We start from the raw sequence: 16,322 nt of genomic DNA on the forward strand, positions 1-16,322 counted from the left end.
GCCCGGTCTTGCGTCCCAGCAGCCCGGCGGCCACCATGCGGCGCACCAGCGGCGGATCACAGCTTCCAGTAGCTCTCCTGCTTGCCGCTGGAATAATCGTAATAACCCCGCCCGGTCTTGCGTCCCAGCAGCCCGGCGGCCACCATGCGGCGCACCAGCGGCGGAGGATAGTACTTGGGATCCCCGGTGTCGTTGTAGATGGCTAGGCAAGCGTTCATGAGCACGTCAATGCCGGTCATGTCCGCCAGCTCCAGGGGACCCATGGGCAGGTTGTAACCCAGGCGCATGGCCTTGTCGATGTCCTCGGGGGTGGCCACCCCGGCTTCCAGCATCCTGGCCGCCTCCATGCCCATGGGAAGGTAGAGGCGGTTGGCGATGAAACCGGCATGGTCCTTGAGCACCCGTACCGTCTCCTTGCCCACCGACTGCGCCCACTTCTCGGCGATGTCCATGGTCTCCTCGGAGGTCTGCAGCCCCCGGATTATCTCGCAGAGGCGCATCAGGGGCACCGGGCTGAAGAAGTGGGTCCCCACCACCTTGTCCGGCCTCTTGGTGGCCGCGGCGATGGAGGATATGGGGATGGCCGAGGTGTTGGTGGCCAGGATGGTATGGGGCGGGCATATCTCGTCCAGCTGGGAGAAGACTTGCCTCTTGACCTCCAGGTCCTCGAAGACCGCCTCCACCACCAGGTCGCAGTCGGAGGCTTCCTTGAGGTCGGTGGTGGTGGCCAGGTTGGCCAGGGCGGCATCGTACTGCTCCTGGGTTATTTTCTCCTTGGAGAGGAACTTGCCCAGGGAGCTCTTGATGGCTTCCATCCCTTTCGAGGTGCGTTCCTCGTCCACGTCGTGCATCTTCACCTGGTAACCGGCGAAGGCGGTCACCTGGGCGATGCCGCTACCCATCAGGCCGGAGCCGACGACGAAAACCTTCCTGATCTCCATTGCTGCTGACCTCCCGTGCTACTTCCTTTCCCTGCCGTTTTCCCCGCCGTGATCCAACTGTCGCGAACCCGTTCCGGATAGCCCAATCCCCATCCCGGAATAAGCGGCCGCCACGTGCCTTGGTATCCGCTGCGTGATGGCGCAGAAACTTTTTCCAAACCTCCGCTGTTGCAGCCGCTTTCCCAGTATATCACAACCTGAGCCTGATCCTTTTTGTCCGCCTGGAGGCCATTCTCCCCCGGAGGTAATTCGTGCAGGTGACCAGAAAAAGAATGGCGGCAGCCGTGATCTCAGCTCCCCTTCTCCGGAGCATGAGATCCTCGAGCTTTCGGATCAGCTCCTTCCCCCCGGAGAGCAGGCTCCCGGTATCGCCCCGTCCGTGGGAAAAGGTCCCCGCTTGGGCACGTGCCGACTTCACCCACTCCTCTAGGTTCTTCACACGTTCCATCGGGGACTCGCTCCCCCTTTCTTCCGTTTTCCGGACACCGATCCCCTCCCTGTCCCACCGCCGTACGGGAGCACCGGGACCCGGTGCCGCCACCTCGCGCGATCGGACCGGCAAAGGCCTCCCCTCCGGGGAGACTCAATCCGCGAACAGGGGCACGTGGCGGAAGGAACCCACGTCGAAAAGCCCCCGGTCGGTCATCTTCAGCTCCGGTATCACCGGCAAGGCCAGGAAGGACAGGGCCATGAAAGGCTCCCTCAGGGGACACCCCAGCCCCCTGGCCGCCTCCCGAAGCTCCCTGACCCTTGCCGCCACCTCCTCCAGGGGCAGGGTGGACATCAGGCCGGCCACATCCAGGGGAAGTTCGGCGATAACTTCGCCTCCCGTGACCACCGCCTGGCCCCCTCCCATGGCCTCCACCCGGCGGACGGCGGTCAGTATATCCCGGTCGTCCACTCCCACGGCCACCAGGTTGTGGGAATCGTGGGCCACGGTGGAGGCCAGAGCGCCCTCTCGCAACCCAAAGCCGCGCACCAGTCCCAATCCCAGGTTGCCGGTCCCCCGGTGCCTCTCGAAGACGCAGGCTTTAAGGAGGTCCCGGCCCGTATCGGACACCACCATCCCGTTCTCCACCCTGGGCGCCTCCAGGAGTGATCCGGTGACTATCTGGTCGGGGACCAGGTCAATGACCCGCACCCTCTTCCCTTCCGCGGGGATGTCCAGGGAAGGGAGTTTATCCCAGGCAATGTTCATGGCGCCGGGCGCCGGGGTCACCGGGCGCCGCGGCCCTGAATAGACGCCTTCCTCGGCCACCAGGCTTCCGCGCTTGAACACCTTGAGGACCCGGAAGCTTCTCAGGTCCTCGAGGATCACCAGGTCCGCCCACCACCCGGGAGCTATCCCTCCCCTCCGCGCCAGCCGGAAGCGCCGCGCCGGGTTCAGGGTGACCAGCCGCAGGGCGGTCACCGGGTCCAGTCCCAGTTCCACCGCCCGGCGCAGCACGGCGTCGAGGTGGCCGTTCACCAGGAGATCCTCCGGCTGCTTGTCGTCCGTGACCAGCAGGCAGCGAGCCTGGGTGCGGGAATCCACCAGGGGGAGAAGGGCCTCCAGGTTCCTGGCCGTGGAACCTTCCCGGATGTAGACGTACATGCCCTTTTCCATTTTTTCCCTGGCCTCTTCCAGCTCCACGCACTCGTGATCAGATTCCACCCCCGCTGCCAGGTAGGCGTCCAGCTCCTTCCCGCGCAGTCCGGGAGCGTGCCCGTCCACGGGAAGGCCCCGGAAGGCCTCCAGCTTGGCCCACACCGAGGGGTCGCCGTGGATGACGCCGGGGAAGTTCATCATCTCCCCCAGGCCGATGACCGAGTCGTACTCCCGCAGGGGAAGCAGGTCGCTGACCTCAAGGACGGCGCCCGCCGTCTCCATGGGGGTGGCGGGAACGCAAGAGGGGAGCATGACCAGGACGTCCAGGGGCAGATCCTCGGCCAGGCGCAGCATATAGGAAAGACCTTCCGCTCCCAGCACATTGGCTACCTCGTGGTAATCGGTGACCACTGCCGTGGTCCCCCGCGGCACCACGGCGCGGGCGAACTCCGGAAGGGCGATCATGGAGGACTCGATGTGCACGTGCCCGTCGATGAAGCCGGGGCAGAGGAAGGCCCCCTTCAGGTCCAGAACCTCGCGGGCCGGCCTCTCCCCGAAGCCAGCTATCCTGCCCCCGGCCACGGCCACCGGGTACTCTCCTATCTCCCCGGTGAAGACGTTGACCACCCGGCCTCCCACCAGGAGAAGGTCGGCCTCTCCCTCGCCTCTGGCCACCTCCAGGAACCTTTCCTCCATCAATTGACCCTCCTTCGCCCTCCGGAAGCCTTAAGGCCGCCACGGGCCGCAGCCTTACCGACTCCCCGAATTCGGATCCCTGCACGTTGATACCCGCCCCCGAAGTACCCGGGAGGGGCGTAAAACGGTCACCATGTCTACCCGGAGGATATCAGGAAATCCCCCTGTCGCCTGAGAGTTAAACGAATCCCGCCCGGTCCTTCAACTTTCCTTTGCGCTTTAACGGGCGAGCCTCAGATGACCGGTTCCTCCTCCAGCTCCCCCGGCTTGCGCAGGCCCTCCGCCGGGTAGGTGCGCATCTCCAGGATGACCTTGAGGGATCCGTCGCGCATGGCGTACTCGAAGGCCTGCAGTCCCATCTCCAGGGGAAAGCGCCGGTCGATCAGGTCCTGCACGTTGATGAGCCCGCGCATCAGGGCGCGGATGGCCGGTTGGAAGGGACCGCACCGGGAGCCAATGACCTGGACCTCGTCCACCACCAGGCGGGAGATGTCCAGGTCCACCCTTTCCACGAAGGTACTCTTCTGGATGATGATGCCCGCCGGTTTGACCAACTCCCGGGCCAGCCGGAAACCCTCCGGGCGGCCAGTGCATTCCACCACCAGGTCGAACTGCTCGTCCGTTCGGTACTCGTCCTCCAGCGCAGTTCGGATTCCGAGGCGGTCCAGTATTTTCAGCTTATGGGGGTAGCGCCCGATAGCCACCAGGGAACATCCTGTCAGGCGCATGACCTGGGCGGCCAGAAGTCCCAGCTTACCGTCCCCCAGCACCGCAACCTTCAGCCTGGGGGTTACGTGCACCTGCTCGGTGATGCGGAAACAGGCCGCCAGGGGCTCCACGAAGACGGCCGTGTACAGGGGCATGGTGTCCGGGACCAGGTGCAGGTTGGCCAGGGGAAGCACCACATACTCGGCGAAGGTTCCGTCCCTGCCGCTGATGCCCAGGGTGGTGCGCTGGGGACAGTGACGGGCCCTTCCCTCGATGCACATGGGACAGACCCCGCAGGAACAGTTTATCTCCCCCACCACCCTCTTCCCCACCCACTGGGGATTGTCGCTCTTCTCCACCACACCGACGAACTCGTGCCCCAGGACTCCCTTGAAATCCATGTAACCTCTGACTATCTCCAGGTCGGTATGGCATATGCCGGCGGCCATCACCTTGATCAGGGCCTCGCCCGGTCCAGGCTCGGGAACCGGGAGGTCATCCCGCAGTCTCAGTTCTCCGTCGAAATACAGGCCGAGCATGGCGCCACCTTCCTCCGAACCTCTCCTTCCCCACGTTTCTTATAATCATGATAACCCATGGCAAGGGCGCGGTGGCTGAAATTCGGCGCCCTCTTCACGGAACGCATCCCCCTCACCGTTTCAGGAGACAATAACCGGGTAAGAATATCTCCTCCCCATACCTTCCGTAACGGCGGAACCCCGCGCCGGGCCAAGGAAACGGCGCACCCGGCGAAGGCCTTCTCCCGGCGGGTAAACCGGGCTGTTTTGGCAGTTTTTCCTTTTCCTTCCATGGCTTCACGGACTTGGCGAGGGCCTTCACTGCCCCTATACTCAGTGGAGGCCTGGGGGAAGGCCACGGGCGGAAAAGCCGGGTTTTTCCGCGCCACTCCTTCTTCCAAGACTCTGCGTATTTGATGAGGGCCTTCACTGCCCCTATACTCAGGGTAAAGGCTTCGGGGAAGAACGTGAAGGAGGGGGTACGGCCATGATCATCGACAGCCACGTGCATCTGGTGGGCGAGGGTTGGATCGACCGCAGCTTCTTCATCGGTATGGCCAGGGTGGCAACCATCCCCGTTGGCCGGGCCACGGGCGAATACCCCGACCCGGAGGCCCTGGTGGACAACTTGATACCCGTCCTCGCCGATACCACGGGGGAGAAGACGGTGGCCAACATGGACGCCGCCGGGGTGGACAAGGCCTGTATCTTCGCCGTGGATTACGGCCTCCAGGCCGGCGAGCCCGCGGTGTCCATGGAAGAGCAGAACCGCATGATCGCCGAGGCGGCCAGACGTTTTCCGGACCGCTTCATCCCCTTCTTCACCATCGACCCCCGGCGTCCGGGAGCGCTGGACCTCTTCCGGCGCGGCGTAGAGGAATGGGGCATGAAGGGACTGAAGCTCCACCCTACCGCGGGTTATTATCCCCATGACCCGGTAGTTTATCCCTTTTACGAGAAATGCCTGGAGTACGGGATCCCGGTCCTCTTCCACACCGGAAGCCAGCCGGCTCCCATGAAGTTCCGCTTCACCCAGCCCATCCACGTGGACGACGTGGCCGCCGATTTCCCGGACCTACCCATCATCATGGCCCACGTCGCCCATCAACTTTGGGAAGAAGCCCTCATGGTGGCCGGCATCAAGACCAACGTCTACTTCGATTTCTCCGGCTGGCAAATAATCTTCAACAGCCACCCCGAGAGGTTCTACCACATGCTGCGCACGGTGTTGGACGAGATAGGCCCCTGGAGGGTCTTCTTCGGCACCGACGGTCCCTACCTCAACGTCCTCTGCCCCTGGGACCGCTGGGTCAAGGCGGTGACCGAGCCCGACCTCAGCTGCTGCCCCGAGGTGTCCTTCACCCCGGAGGAGATCGAGATCATCATGGGGAAGGCCTTCGCCCGCCTGCTCAAACTGGAGTGACCGCCTCCGGCTCCGCGCCTTCCTCCTCCTCCCATTCGGCGTGGGGGTGGGGCCTGCCCCTGCTGATGAGGGTGATCACGGAGGGCAGCACCAGGAGGCTGGCCACCAGGGAAACCACCAGGGACACCGCGGTGATAAGCCCGAAACGGCGGATGGGGGCCATCTTGGACAGGGAGATGATCAGGAAGGCCCCGGCGGTGGAGACCACGCTGGCCAGGAGGGGCTTTCCCACCCGGACCACGGAGATGTCCAGGGCCTGGGCCACGCCCACCTCGCGGGGCGCATACTCCTCCAGGAAACGATGGGTCACGTGGATGCCGTAGTCGATTCCCATTCCTATGATCATGGAGGCCACCAGAACGGTCATCATGTCCAGGGTCCATCCCATGAGGGCCAGGAAACCCAGCTCCGCGGCCACCCCGGCTATGAGCACGGTGAGGGTAGCCAGCCCATAGGTCAGGGAACGGAAGATGACCACCAGCACCAGGCCGGAGAGGAGAAGGGCCAGGATGGCGGTGCGAATCTGGGTGGGCACCAGGTTGCCCAGCATGGCCACGGTCATGGGGGTGATGCCGCCCAGCCTGTAACCTACCTCCAGGGAGCCGAAACATTCCTCCGCGGCCTCCCGCAGCACGCGGTCCTTGTCCATCATCTCCCGGTTGTCCTTGGCCCCCTCGCTGAAGATACTGATCAGGGCGGCGCGGTGGTCGGCGGATATCAGGTTGCCTTCCTGGGGGCCGAAGAGCTCGGCGATGGCGGCGAGATCCTCCTCCGCCTCCTGCGACGTGGCGGGGAGCGCGGTCGCCGGGTCTTCTCCGGACTTCGCCTTCCCCGTTTCCGCGCGGAAATCCTGTATCAGCTCGGCCAGGCTGGAACTTCCGTTGGTAGTGAAGTAAGGGGTGGAAGCTATTTCCTCCTGGAAGCGCCGCATGGCCAGGAGGACCTGGGGATCGAGCACGTCCCCGGTGATCAGCAGCACGTCCTGCTGCACGCCCCCGAAGATGCGCTCCTGCCGGTACTGGGCCTGAAGAGAAGGTATGTCCTGGGGAGCCAGGGCGCGCAGGTCGGGGGTGGTGGTGAGGCGGAAGGTACCCAGCACGCATGCCAGGACGAGCAGGACGTATATGGTAATCACGGCCCGCGGCCGGTCCTGGGAGATACCGGAAATTCTTTCCATCAGGCGGTCATAGCGCGAAGTCCCCCCGGCGGCGAAAATGGCCACCCCGCGCGGAGCCCTCGATCTTCCTCGGCGCAACCTGCGGTTCTCGCGCAGTACCATGAGGGCGGGGAGGAGGGTGACACTCATTACGAAACACACCGCGATGCCCACCCCGCCCATGAAACCGAACTGCTGCAGCGCGTCGAAGTCGGAGAAACCGAAGGAGGCGAAGCCGAAGAAGGTGGTGATGCAGGCCAGGAAGATGGCCACGCCCACGGTGACCACCGCCCTGTAAACGGCCTCCCTCTGGTCCCTGCGGATGCCGAACTCCTCGTAGAAACGGCTCATCATGTACACCAGGTTGCCCAGGCTGATACCCAGGACCAGGGGCCCCAGGACAGCCGAGACCATGGTGTAGGGTATGCGCAGCCACCCCATCAATCCGTAGATCCAGACCGCGGAGACCACGATTACCAGCAGGGGCAGGAAAACGTCCGTGAGCCTCTGGAAGGTGAGGTAGAGGAGGGCCATGAGCACCAACACGGCGATGAGGGCCAGGAGCCAAGTGCTCTGCATGACGTAGTTCTCCAGGTCGCGGTCGATGGAGGGATCGCCACTCAAGGTCACCGAGGCCGGGGGCTGCCCGTCCTCGAAATAGGAGTGGAAGAAGCCCTCGAAGCGGTGGGCCGCCTCCCGGGTGCCCTTCGTGTCCAGGTCGGGATTGACCTTTATCCATATGGCGGCGTAACGATTGTCCTCGGAGAGAAGGGCCGAACCTTCCTTTTCCACCGTCCACTTGCGGGCTACCGGGTTGGCCAGGTATTGCTCCACCCCCTTCTCCAGGACCTCCTCGAAGGGGAGGGTCCTTCCCGGATCGGAGGGGTCGGGGACCAGGGTGCCTTCGCCGAAGCGGATGATGGTGGAGATGTCCTTTACCATGGGCCCGTACTGCTTGCGGGCCTCGTTCATCATGTTGCGGGCGAAGCCGGAGAGGAAATGTTCCACGCTCACGAAGTATTCCTCGCCCACCTCCTCGGCCATGTTCTCTTCAAGGAGAAGAAATTTCTTGATCATGGGGTAGGTGAGCATATAATCGCTCTCCACCATGGGAACCTCGGTGTTGATCCCGCCGAAAAGGCGGTCCACGTCCTTGATGGTCCGGGAGGCCTCGTACTTGGTGGGTATGAGGTCCTTCTGCCCCGCCCTGACCTCGATGAAACCCATGCCCGCGGCCACAGGAATGGTAACGGCGATGCAGGCCAGTACCACCCACCCCGCATGGTCGCGGCACAAGCGCGCGAAAAACTTCACCCCTCCTCCTTCCCTGGGAGCGGACACCTTACCCGCCCGGGCGCGGAGAACCATTCCGCATTCCGCCCGCGATCTTCATTATATTCATTTTTTTCTACCCCCTTTTGTCGCAACCCTTCCCGCCCTTTGCCCGGTTCGGCCTGTACCGGGATATCACGGGGTTTTCCCTCCACGTGGAGGCTCACCCCCTTTCCTTCCGCTATCCATGCCCATGGCGACGGTTTTTCTTGTCTTCGGAGACTCGCCGAAAAAGACACCGGGCCGATGGCCGGAGCGAAGTTTTTCCCGAACGTGGAAGCTCATCCCAAGCTTTTCCGCTATCTCTGACTTCCGGCCCCCCGTCGGCTTCCTCCGGTAGCCACATTTGGTCCACCGGTGCTGATAAAAAGCGGGTCGGTGTTATGCTCATGCTTAACACGGATGCGTGGTTTGCCACCCCACGGCAGATCTCGAGGAAGGGAGGATATGGCCTACATCCTGGCAAGGCCGGCGGCCCGTTACCGGGAGGAAACCCTGGTTCCACTGGTCTCCGCCATGCTGGACCGCAGCGGAATCGACTGGCCCGGAAAGACGGTCCTGGTCAAACCCAACCTGCTGGGCCCCTTTCACCCCGATTCAGGAGTCGTTACCCACCCGCTCCTGGTGAAGGCCGTGCGGGATGAGCTCCGCCGACGTGGCTGCCACGTCCTGGTGGGCGACAACCCCGGGGTGCGGGGCTACGGCATGGTGGCGCGCATGGCCCGGGTAACCGGGATGGACCTGGCAGCGGGTGAAGACTTCGTGAACCTCAGCCTGCGTCCCCGCACGGTGAGGCTCGAATCCCGTTACGTGGACCGGGTCTCCGTATGCTCCGAGGTCTTCGAGGTGGACCACTGGATATCGATGCCCAAGTTCAAGACCCACCTCTCCACGGTGATCACCGGGGCCATAAAGAACAGCTACGGTCTCCTGGTGGGCGGGGAGAAGGCCCGCCTCCATTCCGTGGCCCCCAGTCCCAAGCGGTTCGGAGAACTCCTGGTGGACATCTACGCCATTCGCCCTCCGGACCTGGTGATCATGGACGCGGTGACCGGAATGGAGGGCAACGGGCCCTCCGGCGGGTCCCTGCGGCAGGTGGGTCTCCTACTCTCCTCCGACAGCGGCGGAGCCATGGACCTGGCCGTATGTCACCTGATGGGCGTGGAGCCACGGAAAGTCCCCTCCCAGAGGTACGCCGAAGAGAGGGGGCTGGCCCCCTCCCGCCTGGAGGATGTGGAGGCGGAGGGCGATCTCACGCCCATCCCCGGCTTCCGGCTTCCCTCCACCCTGGCGCGCCTCGATCCGGGCGGAATCCTGCAGCGGACCGTCTTCCGCCGCCTTTCCCGCCCCCGTCTCGGCGTGGACCGCGGGAAATGCACCGCCTGTGCCTCCTGCCTGCGGGGGTGTCCCGCAGGAGCCATAACCCTGAAGGATTACCCCCGTTTCGACACCGAACGCTGCATCGGCTGTTACTGCTGCTACGAGCTGTGCCCGCAGGGGGCGGTGAAGGTGGGGCGGCTGGTGGACTTCCTCCGCCGGTAGCTCCGAGGAACCCCAGGGCGTAAAATCGACTTGAGCGCTCGTCGGTGCCGGCAGGCCGGGAAACCCGACGGCGCAGACCGGAGTCCGGGCCCGAATACGCGGGGGGTAGATAAGCAAAAGCAGTGAGCCCGGGGGCGGGAGCAGGGAGTAAGGGAAATGACCATCCTCACGGACCTCTACGACCGTGAACTGGTGAGACATCCGGAATACGTGCTGCTCAATTTCGAGGAGCGAACCTACACCAACCTGGAGATCTACCAGGAAGTCTGCAGGATAGGGCACGCCCTTCTGGAGCTGGGCCTGGAGCCCGGCCAGGTCCTGCTGGTCCACATGGAGAACGTGCCGGAATTCTCCCACCTCTTCGGGGCCTGCGCCAAAACGGGGATCATCTTCTGTCCCACCATGTTCCTGATCAGCGCGGAGGAGCTCTCCTGGATGGCCGAGCACTCGGAGGCCGCCTACGTGGCGACCACCCCCAACCTCCTGGAGAAGGTCCGCCTGGCCTGCCCGCGCCTCTTCGAACGGGGAAGGGTCATCCTCTGCGAGGGGGAGGAGAAAGGCCTCCTTAACCTCCAGGAGATGATCCGGGAGCAGCCGGAGACCCTGGAGACCAGGCCGGACCTCTCCGATGACGACGTGGCTGCCATCCTCTACACCTCGGGGACCACGGGGAGGCCCAAGGGAGTCATGCTCACCCACCGCAACCTGGGGAGCAACGCCTATTCGGTAGTGGAGACCAACCGGGTTACCCCGGACGAGGTGGCCCTCTCCGCCCTGCCGCTGTCCCATTCCTACGGGCTAACCGTATCCCTGCTTCCCGGCATCAGGGGGCTTTCCTGCGTGCTCATGCGCTGGTTCGACGCCGAGGAGGTATTCCGCTGCACGGAGAGGTACCACATCCGTTCCATCACCGGGGTTCCCACCATGTTCATCCAGCTCCTCAACCACCCGCACGCCCACCGCTACAACGTGCGCAGCTGGAAACGCCTGCAGAGCGGCGCCGCCCCCCTCCCGGAGCAAATCCTGATGGCCTTCAAGGAGAAGTTCGGGGTCTACATCTACGAGGGCTACGGGCTCACCGAGGCCTCGCCGGTGGTATCCTGCCAGCGCCCGGATATCCCGATGAAGCCGGGCTCCGTAGGTCCCCCCATCCACGGGGTGGAGGTGAGCATCCGGGACAACTTCGAACGGGAACTACCCTCCGGAAGCCCGGGGGAGATCTGCGTCCGGGGTCCCAATGTGATGAAGGGTTATTTCAAGGAGCCGGCGGAGACGGAGAGAGCCCTCCGCGGGGGATGGCTACACACCGGGGACATCGGGTACCTGGACGAGGACGGCTACCTGTATATCGTGGAGCGCAAGAAGGACCTCATCATCACCGGGGGGTTCAACCTCTATCCCTCGGAGGTGGAACAGGTCCTGGAGCGGCATCCCGCCGTCCGGGAGGCAGCGGTGGTGGGCGAGCCGGACCCGGTGCGCGGGGAGGTGGTGCACGCCTTCGTGGTCCTCGAGCCGGACAGGGGCGCCAGCGAGGGTGAGCTGATAGAATTCGCCAGAAAACACCTTGTTTACTACAAGGTCCCCCACCGCATCACCTTCCTCCCGGAGCTCCCCAGGACTATCCTGGGAAAACCTTCCAGGAAGGAGCTCAGGGACCGCTTACTGCGCCGCTGACGGGTTACGCCACCCGGTGCCCGGCCGCCGATCACATCAAGGACATGCCGCGTTCCTCGGAAACACGACGGCGCAGCTCTCGAAAGAGGGGCTCCCCGGGAACCCGCTCCCCCCTCTCCACCTCCGCAAGCAGGAAATGCAGGGCGCTGAGGAGAGGGGTCCTGGCACCGCAGCGTGCGGCCTCGCGCAGCAGGAACCCCGTCAGGTAATCCCGCTCCGTCGTCCTACCGGCCCTTACATCGCGGAGCATGGGGGGAGGGAGCCGATCCCACACCGCATCCTCCCAGGGATTCTCGACAAACGGTAACTTCAGGCCCAGGGAAGTCGCCACTCCCGTGCTTTCCTCGACCGCCTCCTCAAGCCAGGTTCCGATACCCTCCCGGTTCCGGAGATCGCGGGGGGCGACACCCCCAAGGGCACACAGGGCGCTAACCGGGGCTACGGAGCGCAGCCGGCAAAAGGTGGCCTTCCGCAGGTCACGCGTCACCTCCACGTTGCCGGGGAACCCGTCCTGCAGGGCACCCATGAGGACTGCCAATCCCGGGGGTTCGGCACCCCCTTCCCCGGGAGCGGCAGACCCCACGACCAGGGAACGGCAACCCTCCACCTCCACCGTCCCGTCTACGGCCTCGGCGGCGGAGACCCAGGCCAGAGCGGCGCAGGCCCTCTCCCCGCCCACCAATTCCACCAGCTCCTCCCATGCGTTTCCCTCCTGCAGGGAGAGGTAGAAGGTGTCCCGGTGCACGAAGGGGCTCAGCGGGCGCAGGGCCTCGGCGGTGACGTGGGCCTTCACTGCCAGTATGAAAACATCGAAGGGCGCGCCGCCCTCCGAGGGGTGCCTGACCTCCGGCCGGCTCTCCCCCTCCAGGACCCCCCGGAGGCGGAGGCCCTCCGTCGCCAGCGAGGCGAGTCGTTCCTCGCGGGTCTCGTAGAGGACCACCTCCGCTCCCGAGGCGGCCAGGATGTGGGCGGCCAGGCCTCCCATGGCTCCCGCTCCCACCACCGCCACCCGCATGGTAATTATTTCCTTTCCCTTCCGGCCGTAACCGCACTTACCGATCCGGAAAGGCATCTGCCTTCATCGGCGTCGAGGACAGGATACGCGCGGCCGTGCCTCCCGCCGCTCCCGCTCCCACTACCGCACGGAAGATATCCCATCCAGCACACCGCGCGGCCTTCCTCGTTAAAAAGACACGGCAGGGTACCCGTCCGGGCCGGCGACCCCACCCTCTCTCACCGCGTGGCCTCCCCGGTGTTCGAGTTTCCGGTGCTGCCCAGCCCGGGGTTCTCCGGGCCCACCGGAGGTCCCTGCTCGGGAGGCGGCAACGGCACCGGCTTGGAGGTCCAGATGAAGACCGGCGTCCCCACGTTCACGTGGTCGAAGAGCTCGATGATGGCCCAGTTGGCCATGCGGATGCATCCGTGGGAATGGAGCCCGGGCACCAGGTTCTTGGTGCCGTGGATGAGGACCGTGCCCCCGGCGGCGCTGGTCACCAGGGCCCTGGCCCCGAGGGGATTATCGGGTCCCGGCTCGATGCGCGGAGGCATGTTCTTGGACCACTCCGTGTTGGGGTTTATCCACACCGGGTTGGCCTCCTTGCGGATGATGTAGAACTTTCCCAGGGGGGTGGGGTACTTGGGCTCGCCGGTGGCCACGTAATAGGTCTTTATGAGGGTATCCTTGTTGTACCACTTGAGGGTGTTGCCCATGATATCCACCACCAGGACGGTCTGCACGTCCTCGCTCTTGAGGGAGGGGGACGTCACTACCACCACCGGCTCCACCACCCTCTCGCGGGAAAGCAGGGCTTCCTCCACCACCCGCAGGGTGGCCTCCACGTCCATGCGCAGGCCGTCCCGGGAGGGATGGAAGGTGAGCTTTCCGGTGTTGAAGTTAAAATCCAGGGAGGCGTTCCTCACCTCGCAGTAGATCTCCGCAGCGACGGCGTTCAGCTTCCTGGTCAAAAGGTCCCGGTCCATCGAATATTCCAGCCCGATGTTGATGTCCAGGGGTCGGTTGAAGGCCCTGCGCAGGGCGCGCTCGAAGACCGACCTCTCCCATCCCGCCCGGTAGGCCAGGTCCACCAGGGCCTCCACGTCCACGTGGAGGTTGAGCTCCTGGGGATCGATGACCCACTTCCGCCCCCGGAAGCTCAGGGTGAGGGGGGTCATGAGGGGAGCCACGACTTCCTCGCGCACCCTCTCCACTGCCTCCTCGCGGCTCATGCCGGTCACGTCCACCCCCAGGACGGTGGTGTTGGGGAACATCTCCCCCCGGTGGCGGGAATCGGCCAGGACCGTCACCGTGGAGGCGGCCAACAGGAAGACGGCCAGGGCCGAAAGAAGGAGGAGCGCCCAGCGCGCAATCCCGCTCCTGGGCCTGAGGAGCGAGAGCAGCTTCTCCCAGTTGCTCATCCTCTCCCTCGCCAATCCTCCCTACCTCCTTTCCCGGCGTTTATCGGGATTTATGACGCTTCCCCCTCATACCGGGTTCCTGCGCCCACCTCCCGCCGGGCGCACCGGACCTCGCAACTTCAAGGCTCCGCCACTCGATCCCTGCGGCCACGGTTGAGGGGATTTCCCTGACCCGGGGACCCTCCGCGCCGGTCGGCCGGCGCTCCTCACCAGCGATCCACGAATTGCTGGAAATAACTTAGGAAGTTGTACTCGGAGAGCACCCTCTGCCTCTCCTCGTGCAGGCTCCTTATGTACTGCATGTCCCGCCACTCCCCCTTCATCCCCTCGGCCTCGATGAGGGTCACGATCTCCAGGTTTCGCCGGCGAAGCTCCTCGAGGCGCGGGTAGTATCCCGGGATGTCCATGGCCAGGAGCTCCTCCCCGCGAAAGCGGGAGAGGGAGAGGCACTTGCGGCAGCGGAAACACCCCTCCTCGGGCATCTCTTCCAGGAGCGCGTTGCACAGGGGGCAGCGGCGCTCCGGCGATGGTTCTTCCAATTCCGCTCCCTCTTAACTTTCCGCGTCACCTTGAGGATAACCTGCCTATCCCCAACCTGCCTATCCTCATGCAAACATTATCCTATGCGCCTCGCGGGGGCACAATGACTCCCTCCGGTTCTACCTACCTTGCCGGGATGACGGGCCTTATCGTGCCGGGATGAGGGTGCGGCTTCTAAAGTTTTTTCACACCCCATGGCACCTGCTTGAGCGCTCCGGCATCCTCCCCCGACCTTGCCGGACTGGAGGTAGGATAAAAGATGCGGGAGGCAGGTTCCTCCCGCATCCGAAGCCCCGTTGGGCACCGATTAACCAGCGGGCAGCTTATTCCTCCTCCGCCTGTTCCGGTGCCGGGCCTCCGCCCAGGAGCAGGCCCACGATGAGGATGAGGGCGCCCACGATGAGCAGGGCCCACGGAATATAGACCTTGACCAGGTTTATCTTTCCGGCTCCGTCCTTGGTGTCCTCCACCGCGGCCTTCACCGTGTCCTGGGTGGAAGCGTACTCGTAAGAGAATACCTTCCTTGCCTCGCCCATCTGCTCCTGCAGCCCGGCCAGCTGGGCGATGGCCGGACCCAGGCGGGGATCGCTAACGTACTTGGCCAGGACGGCCTGGAGACCGGAAAGCCCCTCCACGTCCAGCTTGTAGGTGAGGCTCTCCGCGCTCTTGTAGATGTCGACGGGGGTGCCGGTCTTGGGATCCACGGACATCTCCTGCTCCGCAGTCCAGTAGTACTTGAGGGGTATCTCCCCCTGCAGCGCCTGCTGGAGGGCCTGCAGATCCTCGGGCCGCATGGCCTGCACGGCCAGGGCCAGGAAGGCGTCCACGTCCACGCCCGCCGCCTTGAGGAGGGGCTTGAGCTCCTCGAAGCTGGTGGAGGCGGGAAGGCCCATGCCCTGGACGTAGTCTCCAACCACCTCCTTGTCCTCGAAGGCCAGTTTGAAGTTGTAGACGGTTATTCCCTCCTTGTCCTCCTCGCTGACGAACTCCACCTCCACCGCCTCGCCGATCTCGTTCTTCCACAGCCTGTAGGTCTCGTCCTTGGAGGTGTCGAAGGGGAAGAGCGGGTAGTAGGCTCCCTCGCGGTCAACGACGTTGTCGGGAGTCCAGGCGTAGGCACGGTCGTCCCTCACGTTCTCCAGGGTCTTGCGGTCCAGCACGTAGACGAACTCCTGGGCCGGCTGGGCCATGCCCCCTATCTTCAGCTCGATGGTCTCCTTGAGGGGGCCGGTGGAGGAATCGAACTCCTCCGCCAGGGAGACTATTTTCTGGGTAACCTCCAAGGGAAGCTTCACTTCCTCTCCCTCCGCCAGCGGCTTATGGGTCATGGGGTCCACGTACCAGGTTATCTCCCCCTCGTACTTGTTCTCCACGTCCACGTCGTCCGGCAGCTTCACCAGGGCGTTCACGGCGATGGCCCACCAGAGGATGGCCGCCAGGATGAGAACGATCCCCAGCACGATAAGTATCTTGCTCACCGCTCCCTTCATCACTACCTCCTTGCCAAGTCCTTCCGTTCCCGCGAATTTCATTTCAGGTTTAATATTCTACCCCGCACCGCGGCTAACCTTCGCCGAAAATCCTTTCGCTCAACCGCATCCCTCCCGTTACGCTCGGCACCTCGACTCCCTCTCTTCACCATATCGCACCCGGCCCCGGCTAACTCTCACCCCTCGCGCGCGCTCCCCCATCCACATCCCTCTCCTGCGACGCGTTCCCTCGTTAGACTCTCGCGCCTCGTGCCATCCTTGCTCTCCTCTTCCTTTCCTTCTCCCCTTTCACCTCCCTC

Annotated in this window: 12 protein-coding genes; 3 read left to right on the forward strand and 9 right to left on the reverse strand. The window is 64.2% G+C overall.

What is annotated here, in order from left to right; genetic code table 11:
- Positions 1 to 56: 56 nt before the first annotated feature.
- From QME84_01890 to QME84_01905, 4 genes are all read right to left on the reverse strand, one after another.
- Positions 57 to 941, reverse strand: a complete 885-nt coding sequence (locus QME84_01890; protein ID MDI6873027.1) for a 3-hydroxyacyl-CoA dehydrogenase family protein — start codon at positions 939 to 941, stop codon at positions 57 to 59.
- Between the two features lie 190 nt (positions 942 to 1,131).
- Positions 1,132 to 1,389 carry a hypothetical protein gene (locus tag QME84_01895; protein MDI6873028.1) on the reverse strand — a complete coding sequence of 86 codons (258 nt, stop codon included), beginning with the start codon at positions 1,387 to 1,389 and terminating at the stop codon, positions 1,132 to 1,134.
- A 135-nt stretch (positions 1,390 to 1,524) separates the two neighbouring features.
- Entirely contained in the window at positions 1,525 to 3,225 is a 1,701-nt protein-coding gene (gene ade, locus QME84_01900) for an adenine deaminase (protein ID MDI6873029.1), read from the reverse strand.
- A gap of 233 nt (positions 3,226 to 3,458) precedes the next feature.
- The gene (locus QME84_01905; GenBank protein MDI6873030.1) at positions 3,459 to 4,472 is read right to left on the reverse strand and encodes an alcohol dehydrogenase catalytic domain-containing protein; all 1,014 of its coding nucleotides are present in this window, start codon (positions 4,470 to 4,472) and stop codon (positions 3,459 to 3,461) included.
- Positions 4,473 to 4,938: 466 nt separating this feature from the next.
- Between QME84_01905 and QME84_01910 the strand changes: the two genes are divergently transcribed.
- The gene (locus QME84_01910) at positions 4,939 to 5,874 is read left to right on the forward strand and encodes an amidohydrolase family protein (GenBank protein ID MDI6873031.1); all 936 of its coding nucleotides are present in this window, start codon (positions 4,939 to 4,941) and stop codon (positions 5,872 to 5,874) included.
- Here QME84_01910 and QME84_01915 read toward each other — a convergent pair.
- Positions 5,861 to 8,344, reverse strand: a complete 2,484-nt coding sequence (locus tag QME84_01915; GenBank protein ID MDI6873032.1) for an MMPL family transporter — start codon at positions 8,342 to 8,344, stop codon at positions 5,861 to 5,863. The genes QME84_01910 and QME84_01915 overlap by 14 nt on opposite strands.
- 465 nt (positions 8,345 to 8,809) lie before the next feature.
- On the opposite strand from QME84_01915, the gene QME84_01920 reads away from it, so the two are divergent.
- Together QME84_01920 and QME84_01925 are read left to right on the forward strand one after the other, a co-directional pair.
- A complete protein-coding gene (locus QME84_01920) occupies positions 8,810 to 9,904 on the forward strand; it encodes a DUF362 domain-containing protein (protein MDI6873033.1) in 1,095 nt (364 codons plus the stop codon).
- A 156-nt stretch (positions 9,905 to 10,060) separates the two neighbouring features.
- Positions 10,061 to 11,578 carry an AMP-binding protein gene (locus QME84_01925; GenBank protein MDI6873034.1) on the forward strand — a complete coding sequence of 506 codons (1,518 nt, stop codon included), beginning with the start codon at positions 10,061 to 10,063 and terminating at the stop codon, positions 11,576 to 11,578.
- Positions 11,579 to 11,609: 31 nt separating this feature from the next.
- Here the strand turns inward: QME84_01925 and QME84_01930 are convergent, their stop codons facing one another.
- The 4 genes from QME84_01930 to QME84_01945 form a co-directional block, all read right to left on the reverse strand.
- Complete coding sequence (locus QME84_01930) at positions 11,610 to 12,650, reverse strand: 2-dehydropantoate 2-reductase N-terminal domain-containing protein (GenBank protein ID MDI6873035.1); 1,041 nt, start codon at positions 12,648 to 12,650, stop codon at positions 11,610 to 11,612.
- A 161-nt stretch (positions 12,651 to 12,811) separates the two neighbouring features.
- Positions 12,812 to 14,008 (reverse strand): L,D-transpeptidase/peptidoglycan binding protein, encoded by a 1,197-nt coding sequence (locus QME84_01935; GenBank protein MDI6873036.1) that lies wholly within the window; start codon positions 14,006 to 14,008, stop codon positions 12,812 to 12,814.
- A 191-nt stretch (positions 14,009 to 14,199) separates the two neighbouring features.
- Positions 14,200 to 14,532, reverse strand: coding sequence for a hypothetical protein (locus QME84_01940; GenBank protein ID MDI6873037.1), 333 nt, complete (start codon positions 14,530 to 14,532; stop codon positions 14,200 to 14,202).
- Between the two features lie 324 nt (positions 14,533 to 14,856).
- The gene (locus QME84_01945) at positions 14,857 to 16,023 is read right to left on the reverse strand and encodes a porin PorA family protein (GenBank protein ID MDI6873038.1); all 1,167 of its coding nucleotides are present in this window, start codon (positions 16,021 to 16,023) and stop codon (positions 14,857 to 14,859) included.
- Between the last annotated feature and the right edge of the window lie 299 nt (positions 16,024 to 16,322).

Source organism: Actinomycetota bacterium (genome assembly GCA_030019255.1).
GTDB lineage: Bacteria > Actinomycetota > Geothermincolia > Geothermincolales > RBG-13-55-18 > Solincola_A.

Coding starts and splice junctions, on each gene's coding strand:
- QME84_01890 (MDI6873027.1), bottom strand. CDS start 941: ATGGAGATCAGGAAGGTTTTCGTCGTCGGCTCCGGCCTGATGGGTAGC.
- QME84_01895 (MDI6873028.1), bottom strand. CDS start 1,389: ATGGAACGTGTGAAGAACCTAGAGGAGTGGGTGAAGTCGGCACGTGCC.
- ade (MDI6873029.1), bottom strand. CDS start 3,225: ATGGAGGAAAGGTTCCTGGAGGTGGCCAGAGGCGAGGGAGAGGCCGAC.
- QME84_01905 (MDI6873030.1), bottom strand. CDS start 4,472: ATGCTCGGCCTGTATTTCGACGGAGAACTGAGACTGCGGGATGACCTC.
- QME84_01910 (MDI6873031.1), top strand. CDS start 4,939: ATGATCATCGACAGCCACGTGCATCTGGTGGGCGAGGGTTGGATCGAC.
- QME84_01920 (MDI6873033.1), top strand. CDS start 8,810: ATGGCCTACATCCTGGCAAGGCCGGCGGCCCGTTACCGGGAGGAAACC.
- QME84_01925 (MDI6873034.1), top strand. CDS start 10,061: ATGACCATCCTCACGGACCTCTACGACCGTGAACTGGTGAGACATCCG.
- QME84_01930 (MDI6873035.1), bottom strand. CDS start 12,650: ATGCCTTTCCGGATCGGTAAGTGCGGTTACGGCCGGAAGGGAAAGGAA.
- QME84_01945 (MDI6873038.1), bottom strand. CDS start 16,023: ATGAAGGGAGCGGTGAGCAAGATACTTATCGTGCTGGGGATCGTTCTC.